We start from the raw sequence: 17,271 nt of genomic DNA, 5'->3' as shown, positions 1-17,271 counted from the left end.
GCCATGACCGACAAGAGCCAGCAATTCGCCAGTGACAACTATTCCGGTATCTGCCCGGAAGCCTGGGCCGCCATGGAACAAGCCAACCAGGGTCATCAGCGCGCCTACGGCGATGATGAATGGACCCACCGCGCCGCCGACGGTTTCCGCAATCTGTTCGAAACCGACTGCGAAGTGTTCTTCGCCTTCAACGGCACCGCCGCCAACTCCCTGGCGCTGTCCTCTTTGTGCCAGAGCTACCATAGCGTGATTTGCTCGGAAACCGCCCACGTCGAAACCGACGAATGCGGCGCGCCGGAGTTTTTCTCCAACGGCTCCAAGCTGCTCACCGCCCGCACCGAAAACGGCAAGCTGACCCCGGAATCGATCCGCGAGATCGCCCTCAAGCGCCAGGACATCCACTACCCGAAACCGCGCGTAGTCACCCTGACCCAGGCCACCGAAGTCGGCAGCGTGTACACCCCGGAAGAAATCCGCGCCATCAGCGTGACCTGCAAGGAACTGGGGCTGAACCTGCACATGGACGGCGCACGCTTCTCCAACGCCTGCGCGTTCCTCGGCTGCTCACCGGCGGACCTGACCTGGAAGGCCGGCGTGGATGTGTTGTGTTTTGGCGGCACCAAGAATGGCATGGCGGTGGGTGAAGCCATCTTGTTCTTCAACCACAAGCTCGCCGAAGACTTCGATTACCGCTGCAAACAGGCCGGCCAGCTGGCGTCAAAAATGCGCTTCCTGTCCGCCCCGTGGGTAGGCCTGCTGGAAAACGACGCCTGGCTCAAGCATGCCCGCCACGCCAACCACTGCGCCCAGTTGCTGAGCAGCCTGGTGGCGGATATTCCCGGTGTGGAGCTGATGTTCCCGGTGCAGGCCAACGGCGTGTTCCTGCAACTCTCGGAACCGGCCATCGCGGCGCTGACCGCCAAGGGCTGGCGCTTCTACACCTTCATCGGTAAAGGCGGCGCACGCTTCATGTGTGCGTGGGATACCGAGGAAGAGCGTGTAAGAGAATTGGCGGCGGATATTCGGAAAGTGATGGAGGCCTGAAACGACGGGCCTTTCAGCCTCTTAGCAGAGACTGTTTGTACGTGTTTCTGACAGTATCTATCTACCCCCTGCCTTGGATAGGATCTCTGCACCCCGAACGAACGGACGCGTTCTTTCGGGGCTGACTGCCTGCCGAATAGTCGGCTGGAAATGGAAATCCGATAGAGGGCAATATCATGGAATATCAAAACAACGGCAACACCCTTCAGAGCGACGGCACCGTCAGCACTACCGTCATTGATTGGGATGAGTTCAGGAAATATGCGAAAGTCGGTGACACCATCAAAGAGCCCTCAAGGACGCTGAGGATCTACGATAAAGTCTACGAACTGACAGCATCCGGCCAACATTTCGTGGTTCATATCTACGCGCAGTAACCGTTAACGCCTGAGACCCGCGCCGCAGGCTCATGACCTCCGACGCGGAACCGAAGTCTGCGACCTCATCAGATTAAAACCCGACCTTGGTACTGGCTCGCCAGGGTCGACTTACAGGGCCTTTGGCTTGAGCACTTGCCAGTCGTCGATGGGACCTCGGTTTTCAATAAAGGTACCCCCGCCGAACTTCACCGCCAGTTTGTTTACGGCGTTCAAGGCGGTGGTCACGGCACCTTCCCCCCAGCCTCCCGTGAAGGACACATCATCGCCGGCCAGAATGAAGCCATCGGGACTTCCATCAAACACACCGTTCATAAACTGCGAAAACAGCAGGCGCTGGTATTCGTACTGCCCCGGCAGGTTCATTTTGAAGGCACTCAGGAAAAACGGTTGTTCTTCCCAATTGATTTCGACAAATGGATCGGTCATACCGAACTCCGCCGCAAGGTTCAACTGATGGTGGGCATACACCGAATCCAACAAGGTTGAACATACCGCCACATGGGACGGTAATGGCGCAGCGCGATCACCCAGGAACTTGATGCTGTCGTCGTTCCAGGTGTAAGACAAAAACATCCCGCTGCCTTTGTAGGGGCCTTGACTCGCAGCGTAGTCCAGCAGGTATGTGCCGCGGGTAATTCGGTCCGACAACGTCACACTCATCTTGTATTGACGATCTGCACCGACATCGGTCCAGAAAGGCCGCTGGGTCTGCGCAAATATTTTGGCCGACTGCATGTAATGGGTGTACGTAACTGCCTCCCACTCTTTTATGGACAAGAGGCTATTCATTTGGTCAAAGCGGGCGACGCCATCCATAAAACGGAATTTGTCGAGGACTCGTTTGTGAGGCGTATAAACCACAGCAGCAAAGGTGTATTGACGCTCGCTTCCTCGATTATGATCAAACATCCACACATCAAATTCGCCATCCGGACGCCGTATGATCTGGCGCACTTCCTGGTTGAAAGGCTGAGCAATGACCTGGGCGGTCAGGCCCTGGACGGTAGTGCCCGCGGGCCAATAAGCCATGGGGTCGCCGAGGGCATCCGGAGCACGATTCCACAGTCGGGTAGGCAACTCGCTGGAACCGTCATACATTAGCTTGTGGTTGGTATCCAGCCCGGTATACAGCACCCGCAACACCTCCAGAAAGCAGTTCGGATAGTCGGTGTTCCATCCGCCGGTACCAAAGCCGATCTGGCCGAACAAGTCGATATCCTCACGACTCCAACCCGCCTCTTCCACCATGGCCGCGAAAAAGCTGAGATTGTCCCATCCTTTGTCCAGGATCGCGTTCCACAGGGTCTTGATCTTCGCCAGATCAGGATTGTCCCCGGACATCGCGGTTTCCATTTCAAGGAACTTGATCGGATCCTGCTCCAGGAAAACATCGAACAATTTGCTTTCGATATCTTCATATTCGGGAGGCAAGTTCTTGCCTTCGTAATAGACCTGTCGTTGTTGATAGTCGACCACTGTGCTGGGGGTTGCAGCCGACCCTGGGTTGGGAAAGTCCGCTGAATTGGCGGTCATACCCACTTTATCGAAATAGTGCATCAACGCCTTGCCGGAGACGGGAAAGCGCATAGCGCCCATTTCACAGATAACGCTGTTGGCGGAGTCTTGCGGATCGCCCGCCACATAGGAATAGAAACGCCCGCCAATACGGTCGCTGGCCTCCACCACCACCGGGTGCAAGCCCATGCGCATCGCTTCATAAGCAGCCACCAGTCCGGCCACTCCGGCACCAACAATCAGTACCTGGGTGCCCTGCTGACGTGTAGAAACACCCGCCAACGGTTTTCCATTGCTGACAGCCGAATTGAGGAACTTGGCGTAATGAAAAGGGAAGTCTGGAATAAGCGCAGTGACATCGTTGGTCAACAGGCGCGCCGCACCTTTAGAACGTGAAGGGATAGCAGACATATCAGTCATCCTTGGTGTGTCAAAGGACGTCCGCCTACGGCTTCACTGCGAAGGGCGACTACGACGAGTTCGATCCTAAGCGTAGACGCTTGTAGGAAATGTCTGCATCTAAATTGAAAATAGAAAGCGACTGCGTAAGGCAGGGCTTGCCCCATAAGGTTATGCGCCATCAGTTCAGAAATTCATGAAGTGATTATTTGCAAATGCCGATTCAATAGTTTTTTTAGTTACAAGACTCTGCGTAGTCTCACTCAATAAAAACAGACCGTGATGCCTATGAACACGCCCTCCGACCGATCGGCTGCTCCCACTTCCACCACGCTGAAAATCGAAACCCGCTCCATTGACTACGTGCCGCGCAATGAACGCCACGGTAAGGTCTGGCACCAGGCGCCGTTCTGGTTCACCGGCAACTTCGTTCTGACCACCATGGTCACCGGGTTTACCGGCGCAGCCTTGGGGCTGAGCCTGGTGTATGCCGTCCTGGCGATTGTCATCGGCGTGTGCCTGGGTACATTCGCCATGGCGTTCCACGCCAACCAGGGCCCACGCATGGGCTTGCCGCAGATGATCCAGTCGCGGGCACAGTTCGGTTTACGCGGGGCAATCGTGCCCTTTATCGCGGTGGTCTTCGTGTACATCGGCTTCAACGTGTTCAATGTGATTCTGGCGACGGACGCCATCAATACCGTGCTGCCCGGCAGCCGTGCCCCCTGGTACGCGTTGATGATCATCCTGGCGGTGGTGATTGCCGTGATCGGCCACGACCTCCTGCACACCGTGCAGCGCTGGCTGACCTACGTGATGATCAGTGTCTTCGCCGTACTCACAGTCGCAGCCGTGACGCACCTGCAGGCCGACACGGCAGTGGCCGACGCGCACTTTTCCTGGTCGGCCTTCCTGATCCAACTTTCAGCCGCTGCGGGCTATCAGATCAGTTACGCCGTCTATGTCTCGGATTACTCGCGCTACCTGCCCCATAACACGCCGTCGCGCAGTGTCATCACCTGGACATACCTGGGGGCTGCCGGCTCGGCGCTGTGGCTGATGTCACTGGGGGCGTTTCTCGCCTCGGCGTTGCCCTCACCCGACGCCATCGGCAGCGTGCAGGCAGTAGGCAACCAACTGCTGCCGGGGTTTGGCACCTTTACCGTGCTGATTGCCGTCCCGGCGTTGGTCGGCATCATGGCCGTCAACTGCTATGGCGCGATGCTCACCGGAATCAGTGCCATTGACGGTTTTGTGCCGATCAAGCCCAGGATCAAAAGCAGAATCCTCGGGATCAGCCTGGTGGCCGCGATCATTTTTGTGATCGCCTTGTGCATCCCCGAAAGCTACCTCAGCAGCTTTAACACCTTCGTGCTGTTGATGCTGTATTTCCTGGTGCCCTGGACAGCAGTCAACCTTGCCGACTTCTACGCCGTACGAAAAGGGCGCTACGCCATCAGCGACATTTTCAACCCAGCGGGCATCTATGGCCGTTGGTCGAGCACCGGACTCGTCGCCTATTTCCTCGGCCTGGCGGCAATGGTTCCGTTTATGTCGCTGGGTTTTTATCAAGGGCCGATCAGCTTCATGTTGGGCGGCGCCGACATTGCGTTCGTCGTCGGCCTGCTGGTCTCGGCATTGGTTTACTGCGTGATGAGTCGCCAACTCGACCACGCCGCCGAGTCGCAGGCCATAAAAGCCAGTGAACAAGCGCTGGAAGGAAACGTGTCATGACTCCGTTACGCGTCGTTTGTCACCAACTGGCGCCGCGTATCGGCGATACCGATTACAATCGGGCGCTGACCGAACGTGCGATTCGTCGAGCGGCGAGTCTCAACGCCCAGTTGATCGTCCTGCCGGAGCTGATTCAGAGCGGTTACGTATTTGCCGACCGGGAGGAAGCCTACACCGCCTCCGAGACATGTGACGGTCCAACCCTGGTCCTGTGGAAAAGCCTGGCGCGGGAGCTGGGGATCATCATCGTCGCAGGGTTCTGTGAGCGTCTGAGCGCGGGACAGGTCGCCAACAGTGCCGCACTGGTCGAACCCACGGGGCGGTTGACGGTGTATCGCAAGGCGCACTTGTGGGACCGTGAGAAACTGATCTTCACCGCTGGGGATGCGCCACCTCCGGTGATCGACACTGCCGTCGGGCGGATCGGCATGATGATCTGCTACGACTTGGAACTGCCCGAATGGGTGCGCCTGGCAGCGCTGGCGGACGCCGACCTGCTCTGCGTTCCGGTGAACTGGCCGGATGGCCCGCGCCCCGAGGGTGAACGGCCGGCAGAGATCGTGCGGGTACAGGCCAATGCGGCGGTCAACCGCATGTTCATCGCCGCGTGCGACCGCCATGGCGAGGAACGTGGCGTCAGGTGGGTGGGCGGCTCGGTCATCGTCGACGCCGATGGCTACCCGTTGGCCGGAGCAGCCTCCCACCCAGGGGAACAACCGTTGATGGCTGACCTGCCGTTGGCCGAGGCCAGGAACAAGTCAATCAGCGACCACAACCACGTTCACCAGGATCGTCGGCCCGGGCTGTACTGAGCGTCAGAACTCAATGCGCACATCACCCTTCGGCACACTGCAGCAGGATAGGATGTAGCCCTCGGCTTCGTCCTCCTCGGTGATCCCGCCGTTGTGGTCCATCTCGACCTCGCCCCCCAGCTTCATCACCTTGCATGTGCCGCAAATCCCCATGCCACAGGCTTTCGGGATCAACAGGCCGAGCTTGGCCGCCGCCGCATGCACGGTTTCGCCCGGTGCGACGCGAATGCTCTTGCCCGACGCAATGAATTCCACCTGGTGCAAATCCGCCAGATCGATTTCCGGTGCGTCGGCAGCTTGTTCGGCTTGCTCCACCGCATCGGCACGGGCTTCGGGTGGCGTGGCTCCGAAGGATTCTTCGTGGTAGCGCGCCATGTCGAAACCGGCGACTTCCAGCAGGCGCTTCACCGCGTTCATGTACGGCGTAGGCCCGCAGCAGAACACTTCGCGCTCCAGGAAGTCCGGCACCATCAGCTCGAGCATCTTGTGGTTCAGGTAACCGCGATAACCTGCCCATGGCTCACCCAACCCGTGTTTCTCGCAGATCAGGTGCAGGCTGAAGTTATCGATGCGCGACGCCATGTGCTCCAGCTCGCGGTGGTAAATGATGTCCTTGGGCGAGCGGGCGCTGTGGATAAACGTCATGTCGACATTGGCGTTGGTGTCGTAGAACCAGCGCGCCATGGACATGACCGGGGTGATCCCCACACCACCGCTGAGGTACAACACTTTCGGGCTCGGGTAATCGATGGCATTGAACAGGCCCACCGGCCCGTGCACCGCCAACTCCTGGCCTTCGTGCAGGGTGTCGTGCAGCCAGTTGGAGACCTTGCCGCCCGGCACGCGCTTGATCGTCACCGAGAAGCTGTACGGCACCGACGGCGAGCTGGAAATGGTGTACGAACGCATGATCGGCTGGCCTTCGATTTCCAGCTCCAGGGTGACGAACTGCCCCGGCTTGAAAAAGAACAGGATCGGCTGGTCGGCCATGAAGCAAAAGGTGCGCACGTCCCAGGTTTCCTGGATGACTTTGACGCAACGGACGATGTGCCGACCATTGGCCCAGGTCTGGGTCGTTACCGGATTCAGGAAATTGCTGGACATGTTCTTCTCCACCGCCGAGGTCGGCCTTATGGTGGCGATTCTGCGTAACGCGAGAACCACCCATTTACCTATCTGCGACATTCACATACTTATCGCGACCAGCCCCCATACCACGGGGGTTGCGCGTCGGGATCAGAGTGGGCCATGTCGCTCATGGATAAGGTTCGGCGCATCGGCGGCCCCACACTCGCTCCCAACACAGACGCTTTCTTTACGCCTTGCTGCAAACCTGATTAGCCACTTATCTCGGCCACACAGAATGGCCATGAGGACACACACGATGGACGTCACCGCAACTTTAAGCTTGGGCGATCCGCTGGAACCCGCACGCAAGGCCACCGCGCAGATGCTGCAAGAGCGCGAGCGCACCTTTTCGCTGCCACAGCCGTTCTACTCTGATGAGCGGTTGTTTGATATCGACATGCAGGAGATCTTCCAGAAAGAGTGGTTGATCGCCGGCATGACCTGCGAGATCCCCACCAAGGGCAACTACCTGACCCTGCAAGTGGGCAAAAACCCGATCATCGTGATCCGTGGCGCCGAAGGCGTGGTGCATGCCTTCCACAACGTGTGCCGCCACCGTGGCTCGCGCTTGTGCACCAGCGACAAGGGCAAGGTCGCCAAACTGGTGTGCCATTACCACCAGTGGACCTACGAACTGGACGGGCGCCTGCTGTTCGCCGGTACCGAGATGGGCGCCGACTTCGACATGAAGCAGTACGGCTTGAAGCCGGTGAACGTGAAGACCGCGGGTGGCTACATCTTCATCAGCCTGGCTGAGAACCCGCCGGCCATCGATGACTTCCTGTCGACACTGAACCACTACATGGAACCCTACGACATGGAGAACACCAAGGTGGCGATTCAGACCACCTTGTTCGAAAAGGCCAACTGGAAGCTGGTGCTGGAAAACAACCGCGAGTGCTACCACTGCAACGCTTCGCACCCGGAACTGCTCAAAACCCTGCTGGAATGGGATGACGTCACCGACCCGCGCGCCGACCAGGCGTTCAAGGACCACGTGGCCGCGTCTGCCGCTGCCTGGGATGCCGAGAAGATCCCTTACGCCCACGCGAGCTTCGGCTTGCGTAACCGCATCGTGCGCATGCCGCTGCTCAAGGGCACCGTGTCGATGACCCTGGACGGCAAGCAGGGCTGCGCCAAACTCATGGGTCGCATCAAGAACCCGGACCTGGGCTCGATGCGCATTTTGCACCTGCCGCACTCGTGGAACCACTGCATGGGTGACCACATCATCGTGTTCACCGTGTGGCCGATCAGCGCCCAGGAAACCATGGTCACCACCAAGTGGATCGTGCACAAGGATGCGGTCGAGGGCGTGGATTATGACGTGGAGCGCATGCGCCAGGTGTGGGACGCCACCAACGACCAGGATCGTCGCCTGGCCGAAGAGAACCAGCGCGGGATCAACTCCACCGCCTACCAGCCCGGCCCTTACTCCAAGACCTATGAGTTCGGCGTGGTGAACTTCGTGGATTGGTACAGCGAGCGCATGCTCAGCAACTTGGGTGCCGCCCCGGCGCCGTACCTCAAAGGTGTTGCCGTACACGAATAAAAAGGTGGGGCTTGCCTGCGATGGCGGTATGGGCTGATACAACGCCATCGCAGGCACCTCCCACATTAGCTTTCACCCATGATCAAAATTTGATCAACCCCCTTGCAGACCAATCGCATCCTGCCTTCCAGCCTTTCCCCAACAACTTATCCACAAAGCCACCCACAGCAATTGTGGGCAACTGCGCTATCCCCTAAAAATAAATGAAGAAAATCCGTGACTTATTCGTGCTGCCAGTTTTAACGCACAGCTGATCACTTTCTGACCAATACCGTGAAAGCCATGTAAACCGTGGCTTGTAGCGGTACGCAAACACCTTATCCACAGAAGCACCAACAGACTTTGGGGGCAACTTTGACGATGCTGTGGAAAACCGCTTCAAACCTTCATAAATCGCGGTTTACACGAGTTTTAGTCGAAAAAAATCGTGAATCGATCAGATTTTGACCAATCGAATGAAAGCCTTTATTTATAAGGGCTGCAGCCGGGAGCGAACACGTTATCCACAGAAGCGCCAACAGAGTATGGGGGCAAGTCGGCTGGGAAAAATGCACAGAGACAGGGAAAAACCCAAGTAAAAACCGTCAGTTAGCTTGGTTGTTTTTCGTACAGAGGGCTGCAGGGCTTGATTCACAGGGGCTGTGGACAACCGCGAACAGGTTATCCACAGACGGGTCAACAGGGATTGTGGGTAAGCTCAAGGGACTTCAAGTATGGGGGGGAGCTGGCTTCCCTGCTATAGCCATTGGAATCTACACATCGTTGTAGTGAGCGGGCTTGCCCCGCGCTGGGGGGCGAAGCCGCCCCAAACCAAACGACTTGGTTTTATCTGAAACTCAGCGGCGTATTTATTGGGGCGGCTTCGCCCCCCAGCGCGGGGCAAGCCCGCTCACTACAGGTACAGATACGCCAGCTCCCACAGGGGATCAGCGTACGACGCCTTCCTCAACCAGCAGCTTGAGAATGGCCTCGGCGCCCGCTTCCGGGCTGAGTCCCTTGAGCACTTGCCCACCGCCGCCGCTGGCCTTGGCCGTGGCGGCTTTCATACGATCGGCGCCGCTCTTGGCCTTGATCACCTTGAGCCGCTTGGGGCGAGGCTTGGCCGGTTGCAGCACGGCCCCTGTGTATAACGCGTCCTGCTCGACTTCAACTTCGTGAGCCGCCAGTTCACCGCGCTGCGCCGGGCCGTACGCACTTTGCCGAGACTTGGGCGCGGCGTTATCCACGGTCGCCAGGAACGGCAAACGCACCTTCAACCGGCGCCGCTGGCCGCGTGGCAGGGCTTGCAGCACATGGGCCACGCCCGCTTCGATCGATTCAACCTGCGCCAGCCCGACAATCAGCGGCCAGCCCAACTGCTCGGCCAGCAAGAACGGCAACATGCCCGAGCCTTCACCGGTTTCGGCCTGGCTGCCAGTGAGCACCACCTGGGCACCGGCATCGCGCAAGTACTCACTGAGTACCGGCAACGCATCGCTGCCAGCCGGTTGCTCCAGTACATGTAACTCTGGCAAGCCCATGCCCAGGTAACTGCGCAGTGTCGGTTCGGCGATGTTGCCGGCGTGCAGCACCTGCAACTTATCCCCAGCCATTTGCAGGCCCAGTTCGACGGCGCGCGCGTCCTGCTCAGCACGGCGCGGGCGCCCGGAGGTAGGGTGGGCACCGATGGACACCAGGCTGATTACATTCGTCGTCATGGTCATATCCTTAAGCAGCATCGCGCTTGGCGCCGTTGCGGTAGGTCTCGACCGCCGCGATCAAGGCTTGCAGTATCGCGGCGCTTTCGCCGATGACCGAGAGGTCGGCACGCTTGATCATGTCGCAGCCAGGATCCAGGTTGATCGCCACCACCTTGTCGCAGGCGCCGATGCCCTGCAGGTGCTGGATCGCCCCGGAAATGCCCACGGCCACATACACCCGCGCCGTGACCCAGGTGCCGCTGGCGCCCACCTGACGGTCACGCGCCATGAAGCCATCGTCCACCGCGACGCGGGAGGCGCCTTCGGTGGCACCCAACGCCGCAGCGGTCTGGTGGAACAGCGCCCAGTCCTTCACCCCATTGCCACCGGAGAAAATGAATTCGGCCTCGGCCATGGGAATAGCCCCCGGGTCCACCGCCACCGCGCCGAGGTCCTCGATACGCGGCAAGCTGCGCGCCAGGGCTGTGGATAACTCCACAGGCAACGCTTCGTGACGGGTTTCGCTGACGGGCTCCGCGCACTCTACGGCAGCCAGGATCAGGCGCGGCAGCGGCCGGGCCAAGTCTTCATGGCCAGCACCGGCGCGGCCGATGCACTCGTCGCCCTTGATCTGCCACACCCGCGTGGCCGGGCGCTCCTTGAGGCTCGCGGCAAAACGTCGGCCCAGTTCGCCGCCACCGCTGCGGCTGTCCGGCAGCAACCAATGACGCGGGTTGAACTGGTTATCCACAGCGCGCAAACCTTGAACCCGTTGCTCCGGTGAATAACCGTCGAATTCGTGGCCCTCAAGCACCAGCAGACGGTCGACGCCAGCGGTGGCAAACGTACTTTCCTTGTGCTCGCCAAACACCACCGCCAGCACCGCGCCGTCGCTGCCGGCGAGTTGCCGCGCCAGGCCAAGCAGGTCGCGGTCGTGGCTGCTCAAGCGGCCGCCCACCATGTCCGGCACCACGTTGATGTAGAAGGCAGGCGCAGGCACCTGATGCAGCGGCAACTGCACTTCCACCGCCGCCGTGCGCTTGGCCGCGCCGCCCTGCTGGGCACCGCTGCGGTCGATACGCTTGATGCCGTTGGGGCCGATAAAACCGACGCCGTGTACGTTCTTGCGAATGACACCGTTAGGTCCCATCCAACTGTGTTGTACCGGCTGCATGGCCGCGTGCAGCGGGTGCAAGCGGTTGCGGGCGATCCATTCGGCCCGTGGGTCGCGGCGGATAATGTCGCTCATCAATGCACCTCCGCAGGTTCAAGTTTGGCCGGGGCCTTGGCCGGTGCGGCGTCTTCCAGCAACGCATCAGCCACCAACTCCGCGATATCCTTGATCAATGGGCGCGGCTCGACCACACCTTCCAGCATCGCGGTACATTGCGGGCAACCCACGGCCACCAGCTCGGCGCCGGTTTCGCGGATGTCGTCCATGCGCATGTCCGGGATACGTTGCTTGCCGGGAATGTCAGTAATCGGCGCCCCACCCCCACCGCCGCAGCAGCGAGAACGGAAGCCCGAGCGTTGCATCTCCTTGACCTCGATGCCCAGCGCCCGCAGCACTTGGCGCGGCGCCTCGTATTCGCCGTTGTAGCGGCCCAGGTAGCACGGGTCGTGATAGGTCACGCTGTTGCCCTTGTGCTGGCCCAGGTTCAGCGCGCCCTCGCCGATCAACTCGGCCATGAAGGTACTGTGGTGCTGCACGAGGTAGTTGCCGTTAAAGGCGCCGTACTCGTTCTTCAGCACGTGGAAACTGTGCGGGTCGCACGTGACGATGCGCTTGAAGCTGTACTTGGCCAACGTCTGGATATTGCGCGTGGCCAGCAACTGGAATGTCGCTTCATCGCCCAGACGGCGGGCTACATCTCCGCTGTCGCGTTCTTCCAGGCCGAGCACGGCAAAGTCCACCTTGGCCGCTTTGAGCACTTTGACAAAGGCTCGCAGCGTGCGTTGGTTACGCATGTCGAAGGCGCCATCGCCGACCCAGAACAGCACCTCGGCACTGCCCTTGTCGCTGAGCAACGGCAGGTTCAGATCCGCCGCCCAGTTCAGGCGACCACCCGGTGCGAAACCGCCGGGGTTGTCGGTGGCGATCAAATTCTCGAGGACTTCGGCGCCCTTGTTCGGCGTGGCCCCTTTTTCCAGGGTGAGGTGGCGGCGCATGTCGACGATGGCGTCCACGTGCTCGATCATCATCGGGCACTCTTCCACACAGGCACGGCAGGTGGTGCATGACCACAGGGTCTCGGCGTCCACCAGGCCGTTGACGATGGGCTGGTGCGGGTTGCCGCTGTGTTCGCCGATCGGTTTGCCTGGATAGGGGCTGCCGGCAAATTTGGCATCGGTGCCGCCGGCCAGGCCGACCACCATATCCTGAATGAGTTTTTTCGGGTTCAGCGGCTGGCCGGCGGCGAACGCCGGGCACGCGGCTTCGCACTTGCCGCACTGCACGCAGGCGTCGAAACCGAGCAATTGGTTCCAAGTGAAATCCTTGGGTTTCTCCACGCCCAGCGGCGCGGACTTGTCGCTGAGGTCCAGCGGCTTCAAACCGGTGGAACGGCCACCGCCAAAGCGTTCGGCGCGGCGGTGCCAGGCCAGGTGCAAGGCACCGGCAAAGGCGTGTTTCATCGGGCCGCCCCAAGTCATGCCGAAGAACATCTCGGACACGCCCCACAACACACCGACGCTGAGCAGCGCAGCGAGCAGCCAGCCGCCGAAATCAGCCGGCAGGATTCCAGCCACCGGCAGCGTCACCAGGAAGAAACTCACCGAGAACGCCATGAGGCTTTTCGGCAGGCGCATCCACGGGCCCTTCGACAGGCGCGACGGCGGATTGCGCCGCCGCAGATAGACGAACGTGGCGCCGACAAACATCAGCACCGAGGCCATCAGCAAGGCGTAGCCGAGGATGCGGTTATGCAGGCCGAAACCGTGTACGAGGATCGCCAGCAGCGCCGACAGCACAAACCCCAGCGCGGTCGCGACGTGGGTGTTGGCGATGTATTTGTCGCGGGCGACCACGTGGTGCAGGTCGACCATGTAGCGCTTGGGCATGGCCAGCAGGCCGCCCAGCAGGTCAACCTTGGAAGCGCGGCCACGGCGCCACATGTTCACCCGGCGCAGGGCGCCGAGGACGGCCAGGCCCAACGCGGCAAACAACAGAATAGGCAGCAAGGTGTTCAACATGGTGAAGCTCCCACAGACCACACAGGTCTACTGTGAAACTGGCCTTAATGTGGGAGGGGGCGTGCTCCCGATGGCGGCGAATCAGCCACACATGCATCAACTGACACACTGCCATCGGGAGCAAGCCCCCTCCCACATTTGGACCGAGTCCACATTATTTCGGTGTCGGGTCAGAAATCCTTGCACAAGCGCAGGGCGTCATAGATCGCAGCGTGGGTATTACGCTGCGCCACACAGTCGCCAATGCGGAACAGCAAGTACCCGTCACCCGCCTCGCTCAAGCACGGCTGCGGCTTGATCGCGAACAAGGCTTCGACGTCGATCTGGCCCTTGTTGCGCGAGCCTTCCTTGAGCGCGTAGTAGATGGCTTCATCCGGACGCACGCCGTTTTCAACCACCACCTGGTCGACCACCCGTTCCTCTTTGGCACCGGTGTATTCGTTCTCCAGCACCGCCACCAGCTTGTCGCCCTCGCGGTAGACCTTTTCCAGCATCATGTCGCCAGTCATGATCACTTCCTTGGGGTACATGCTGCGGTAGTAGGTCGGGAACGACGTACCGCCGATGGCCACGCCCGGTTTGATATCGTCGGTGACGATCTCGACCTGGCAGCCTTTGTCCGCGAGGAAATCCGCGACCGACATGCCGGTGAATTCGCAGATGGTGTCGTACACCAACACGTTTTTACCCGGTGCGACCTTGCCGTCGAGCACGTCCCAACTGCTGACGACCAAGCCTTCGGCCGCGCCCCAGTGTTCGTTCTGCTCCACATTCGGGTGCCCGCCCACTGCCAGCACCACCACATCCGGGCGCAGGTCCAGGATGGTGTCGGCGTCGGCCGCCACGCCCAGGCGCAGGTCGACTTTCAAACGTGCCAGCTCCAACTGGAACCAGCGGGTGATCCCGGCAATCTGATCGCGCTGTGGCGCTTTCGAGGCGGTGGTGATCTGCCCGCCGATAAACTCTTTCTTTTCGAGCAGGGTCACGTCGTGGCCACGTTCGGCAGCCACGCGTGCGGCTTCCATCCCGGCCGGGCCGGCACCGACCACCACGACTTTGCGTTTGGGTCCGGTGGACTTCTCGATGATGTGGGGCACGCCCATGTATTCACGGGAAGTCGCAGCGTTCTGGATGCACAGCACATCCAGGCCCTGGTACTGGCGGTCGATGCAATAGTTGGCGCCGACGCACTGCTTGATCTGGTCGATCTGGCCCATCTTGATCTTGGCGATCAGGTGCGGGTCGGCGATGTGTGCACGGGTCATGCCGACCATGTCCACATAGCCGCCTTCCAGAATGCGCGTGGCCTGGTTCGGGTCCTTGATGTTCTGCGCGTGCAGCACCGGGACCTTGACCACTTCCTTGATACCGGCGGCCAGGTGCAGGAACGGCTCCGGTGGATAACTCATGTTGGGGATAACGTTGGCCAGGGTGTTGTGGGTGTCGCAACCCGAGCCCACCACGCCGATGAAATCGAGCATGCCAGTGTCGTCGTAATACTTGGCGATCTGCTTCATGTCCTCGTGGGACAGGCCGTCCGGGTGGAACTCGTCGCCGCACAGGCGCATACCCACGCAGAAGTCGTCACCGACCTCGGCACGCACGGCTTTGAGGACTTCCAGGCCGAACTTCATGCGGCCTTCAAAGCTACCGCCCCACTCGTCGGTACGCTTGTTGACCCGTGGGCTCCAGAACTGGTCGATCATGTGCTGGTGCACGGCCGACAGCTCCACACCGTCCAGGCCACCGGCCTTGGCGCGCTTGGCGGCGCTGGCGTAGTTACCGATCACGCGCCATATTTCCTCGGGCTCGATGGTCTTGCAGGTGGCACGGTGCACCGGCTCACGCACGCCGGACGGCGACATCAGGGTGGGCCAGTTGAAGCCGTCCCAACGCGAGCGACGGCCCATGTGGGTAATCTGGATCATGATCTTGGCGCCATGCTTGTGCATGGCGTCAGCCAGGTTCTGGAAGTGCGGGATGATACGGTCGGTGGACAGGTTGACCGAGCTCCACCACTCCTGCGGACTGTCGATGGCGACCACCGAGGAACCGCCGCAGATCGCCAGGCCGATGCCGCCCTTGGCTTTCTCTTCGTAATACTTCACATAGCGGTCGGTGGTCATGCCGCCGTCGGTGGCATACACCTCGGCGTGAGCGGTGCTGAGCACGCGGTTGCGGATGGTCAGTTTGCCGATCTGGATCGGCGCAAACATTGCTTCGAAAGCCATGGCACGGTCCTCGGCTTACAACGGCTTGACGGTGAACAGGCCGTCATCGTGGCCCTCTTCGGAGCCTCCGTAGACTTGTTCGGCGACGGTGCGGATCTTGCTTCCGCGCGCTTCGAGAATCTGGTCCATCGCGCCGGCAAACCAGCCAGTGAACATGTAGTCCACTTTGCGCCCGACCTTGCCGTACACGTAGACGAACGCCGAGTGTTCGAGCTTGACGCTGGCGGTGCCTTTGTCGAGGTCGATGTCTTGGATCTTGAACAGGCCCCAGCCGCGTTGCGACAGGCGCTTCATGTAATGCTCGAACACCGCGACGCCTTCCAGGCCGTGGCACTCGGCTTCTTTTTCACACCAGTGCCAGGCGGATTTGTAGCCGGCCTTGTAGAGGATCTCGGCATAGGCGTCGGCGCCCAGCACTTCTTCGATGCCGATGTGGTTATTCACGAAAAAATGACGTGGCACGTACAACATCGGCAGGGCGTCGGAAGTCCAGACACCGGTTTCGCTGTCAACTTCGATAGGCAATTGCGGGGCGATCTTGGCCATGGAAACTTAACTCCAGAAAATTCTTGGTAGTGCCCCCGACGCGAACGGCCGGGGGAGAAATGCGGTGGCTTATTCGCCCCAGACGTCCTTGAGCACGTTGACCCAGTTCTCGCCCATGATCTTGCGCACCACGCGCTCAGGATGGCCGCGCTTGAGCAGGGTCTCGGTGAGGTTGGGGAACTCGCCCACGGTGCGGATGCCCAGCGGGTTGATGATCTTGCCGAAGCTGGTCAGGCGGCGTGCGTAGCCCTTGTCATGGGTCAGCATTTCGAAGAAATCCTGGCCATGGCCCTGGGTGAAGTCGGTGCCGATGCCGATCGCGTCTTCACCGACGATGTTCATGGTGTATTCGATGGCTTCGGCGTAGTCGTCGATGGTCGAATCGATGCCCTTGGCCAGGAACGGCGCGAACATGGTCACGCCGACAAAGCCGCCGTGGTCAGCGATGAACTTCAGCTCTTCATCGGATTTATTGCGCGGGTGCTCTTTGAGCCCGGACGGCAGGCAGTGCGAATAGCACACCGGTTTCTTCGATTCGAGGATGACTTCTTCGGACGTCTTGGAGCCCACATGGGACAGGTCGCACATGATGCCGACGCGGTTCATCTCGCCGACCACCTCACGGCCAAAGCCCGACAGGCCGCCATCACGCTCGTAGCAACCGGTGCCGACCAGGTTCTGGGTGTTGTAGCACATCTGCACCACACCGACGCCGAGCTGCTTGAAGATCTCGACGTAGCCGAGCTGGTCTTCGAAGGCATGGGCGTTCTGGAAGCCGAAAATGATGCCGGTCTTGCCCTGTTCCTTGGCTTTGCGGATGTCCGCAGTGGTTTTCACCGGGATCACCAAGTCACTGTTCTCACGGATCAGGGTCTGGCTGGCCACGATATTGTTGATGGTGGCCTGGAACCCTTCCCACACCGACACCGTGCAGTTGGCAGCCGTGAGGCCACCTTTGCGCATGTCTTCGAACAGGTCGCGGTTCCACTTGGCAATAATCAGCCCGTCGATAACGATGCTGTCGGCGTGCAATTCGGCTGGGCTCATCAGGCGTCCCCT

General features: G+C 60.3%; 13 protein-coding genes. 5 read left to right on the top strand and 8 right to left on the bottom strand.

Going from position 1 to position 17,271, the window contains the following annotated elements:
• Positions 1 to 3: 3 nt before the first annotated feature.
• Both QCBJ_RS26075 and QCBJ_RS26070 read left to right on the top strand, forming a co-directional pair.
• The gene (locus QCBJ_RS26075; protein ID WP_015886246.1) at positions 4 to 1,044 is read left to right on the top strand and encodes a low specificity L-threonine aldolase; all 1,041 of its coding nucleotides are present in this window, start codon (positions 4 to 6) and stop codon (positions 1,042 to 1,044) included.
• Between the two features lie 176 nt (positions 1,045 to 1,220).
• A complete protein-coding gene (locus QCBJ_RS26070; protein ID WP_046034980.1) occupies positions 1,221 to 1,421 on the top strand; it encodes a hypothetical protein in 201 nt (66 codons plus the stop codon).
• A gap of 111 nt (positions 1,422 to 1,532) precedes the next feature.
• Here QCBJ_RS26070 and QCBJ_RS26065 read toward each other — a convergent pair whose 3' ends face one another.
• Entirely contained in the window at positions 1,533 to 3,350 is a 1,818-nt protein-coding gene (locus tag QCBJ_RS26065) for an NAD(P)/FAD-dependent oxidoreductase (RefSeq protein WP_046034979.1), read from the bottom strand.
• 276 nt (positions 3,351 to 3,626) lie between these two features.
• On the opposite strand from QCBJ_RS26065, the gene QCBJ_RS26060 reads away from it, so the two are divergent.
• On the top strand, positions 3,627 to 5,072 hold the full coding sequence (locus tag QCBJ_RS26060) for a cytosine permease (protein ID WP_102061890.1): 1,446 nt from the start codon (positions 3,627 to 3,629) through the stop codon (positions 5,070 to 5,072).
• Positions 5,069 to 5,884, top strand: coding sequence for a nitrilase-related carbon-nitrogen hydrolase (locus QCBJ_RS26055; RefSeq protein WP_102061889.1), 816 nt, complete (start codon positions 5,069 to 5,071; stop codon positions 5,882 to 5,884). The genes QCBJ_RS26060 and QCBJ_RS26055 overlap by 4 nt, the downstream gene beginning before the upstream one ends.
• 3 nt (positions 5,885 to 5,887) lie before the next feature.
• Here QCBJ_RS26055 and gbcB read toward each other — a convergent pair whose 3' ends face one another.
• On the bottom strand, positions 5,888 to 6,988 hold the full coding sequence (gene gbcB, locus QCBJ_RS26050; RefSeq protein WP_015886250.1) for a glycine-betaine demethylase subunit GbcB: 1,101 nt from the start codon (positions 6,986 to 6,988) through the stop codon (positions 5,888 to 5,890).
• Positions 6,989 to 7,268: 280 nt separating this feature from the next.
• Between gbcB and gbcA the strand changes: the two genes are divergently transcribed.
• Positions 7,269 to 8,564, top strand: a complete 1,296-nt coding sequence (gene gbcA, locus QCBJ_RS26045) for a glycine-betaine demethylase subunit GbcA (RefSeq protein WP_015886251.1) — start codon at positions 7,269 to 7,271, stop codon at positions 8,562 to 8,564.
• A 926-nt stretch (positions 8,565 to 9,490) separates the two neighbouring features.
• Here the strand turns inward: gbcA and QCBJ_RS26040 are convergent.
• The 6 genes from QCBJ_RS26040 to QCBJ_RS26015 form a co-directional block, all read right to left on the bottom strand.
• Positions 9,491 to 10,261 (bottom strand): electron transfer flavoprotein subunit beta, encoded by a 771-nt coding sequence (locus tag QCBJ_RS26040; RefSeq protein ID WP_102061888.1) that lies wholly within the window; start codon positions 10,259 to 10,261, stop codon positions 9,491 to 9,493.
• A gap of 10 nt (positions 10,262 to 10,271) precedes the next feature.
• Positions 10,272 to 11,492, bottom strand: a complete 1,221-nt coding sequence (locus tag QCBJ_RS26035; RefSeq protein ID WP_102061887.1) for an electron transfer flavoprotein subunit alpha/FixB family protein — start codon at positions 11,490 to 11,492, stop codon at positions 10,272 to 10,274.
• On the bottom strand, positions 11,492 to 13,435 hold the full coding sequence (gene dgcB, locus QCBJ_RS26030) for a dimethylglycine demethylation protein DgcB (RefSeq protein WP_046034975.1): 1,944 nt from the start codon (positions 13,433 to 13,435) through the stop codon (positions 11,492 to 11,494). Before dgcB ends, QCBJ_RS26035 begins: the two co-directional genes overlap by 1 nt.
• A 170-nt stretch (positions 13,436 to 13,605) precedes the next feature.
• Complete coding sequence (gene dgcA, locus QCBJ_RS26025; protein WP_093542477.1) at positions 13,606 to 15,666, bottom strand: dimethylglycine demethylation protein DgcA; 2,061 nt, start codon at positions 15,664 to 15,666, stop codon at positions 13,606 to 13,608.
• 15 nt (positions 15,667 to 15,681) lie between these two features.
• Positions 15,682 to 16,212 (bottom strand): DUF5943 domain-containing protein, encoded by a 531-nt coding sequence (locus tag QCBJ_RS26020; protein WP_015886256.1) that lies wholly within the window; start codon positions 16,210 to 16,212, stop codon positions 15,682 to 15,684.
• 69 nt (positions 16,213 to 16,281) lie between these two features.
• Positions 16,282 to 17,259 carry a dipeptidase gene (locus tag QCBJ_RS26015; protein WP_015886257.1) on the bottom strand — a complete coding sequence of 326 codons (978 nt, stop codon included), beginning with the start codon at positions 17,257 to 17,259 and terminating at the stop codon, positions 16,282 to 16,284.
• Positions 17,260 to 17,271: the final 12 nt, after the last annotated feature.

This window comes from Pseudomonas sp. QC2, from assembly GCF_002859085.1.
Taxonomy (GTDB): domain Bacteria; phylum Pseudomonadota; class Gammaproteobacteria; order Pseudomonadales; family Pseudomonadaceae; genus Aquipseudomonas; species Aquipseudomonas petroselini.
Note: the sequence above shows the minus strand (reverse complement) of the source record. Positions and strands in the feature narration are given on the sequence as shown.

Excerpts from the sequence above, each read along its gene's own strand:
- QCBJ_RS26075 (WP_015886246.1), top strand. The coding sequence starts at position 4 with ATGACCGACAAGAGCCAGCAATTCGCCAGTGACAACTATTCCGGTATC.
- QCBJ_RS26070 (WP_046034980.1), top strand. The coding sequence starts at position 1,221 with ATGGAATATCAAAACAACGGCAACACCCTTCAGAGCGACGGCACCGTC.
- QCBJ_RS26065 (WP_046034979.1), bottom strand. The coding sequence starts at position 3,350 with ATGTCTGCTATCCCTTCACGTTCTAAAGGTGCGGCGCGCCTGTTGACC.
- QCBJ_RS26060 (WP_102061890.1), top strand. The coding sequence starts at position 3,627 with ATGAACACGCCCTCCGACCGATCGGCTGCTCCCACTTCCACCACGCTG.
- QCBJ_RS26055 (WP_102061889.1), top strand. The coding sequence starts at position 5,069 with ATGACTCCGTTACGCGTCGTTTGTCACCAACTGGCGCCGCGTATCGGC.
- gbcB (WP_015886250.1), bottom strand. The coding sequence starts at position 6,988 with ATGTCCAGCAATTTCCTGAATCCGGTAACGACCCAGACCTGGGCCAAT.
- gbcA (WP_015886251.1), top strand. The coding sequence starts at position 7,269 with ATGGACGTCACCGCAACTTTAAGCTTGGGCGATCCGCTGGAACCCGCA.
- QCBJ_RS26040 (WP_102061888.1), bottom strand. The coding sequence starts at position 10,261 with ATGACGACGAATGTAATCAGCCTGGTGTCCATCGGTGCCCACCCTACC.
- QCBJ_RS26035 (WP_102061887.1), bottom strand. The coding sequence starts at position 11,492 with ATGAGCGACATTATCCGCCGCGACCCACGGGCCGAATGGATCGCCCGC.
- dgcB (WP_046034975.1), bottom strand. The coding sequence starts at position 13,435 with ATGTTGAACACCTTGCTGCCTATTCTGTTGTTTGCCGCGTTGGGCCTG.
- dgcA (WP_093542477.1), bottom strand. The coding sequence starts at position 15,666 with ATGGCTTTCGAAGCAATGTTTGCGCCGATCCAGATCGGCAAACTGACC.
- QCBJ_RS26020 (WP_015886256.1), bottom strand. The coding sequence starts at position 16,212 with ATGGCCAAGATCGCCCCGCAATTGCCTATCGAAGTTGACAGCGAAACC.
- QCBJ_RS26015 (WP_015886257.1), bottom strand. The coding sequence starts at position 17,259 with ATGAGCCCAGCCGAATTGCACGCCGACAGCATCGTTATCGACGGGCTG.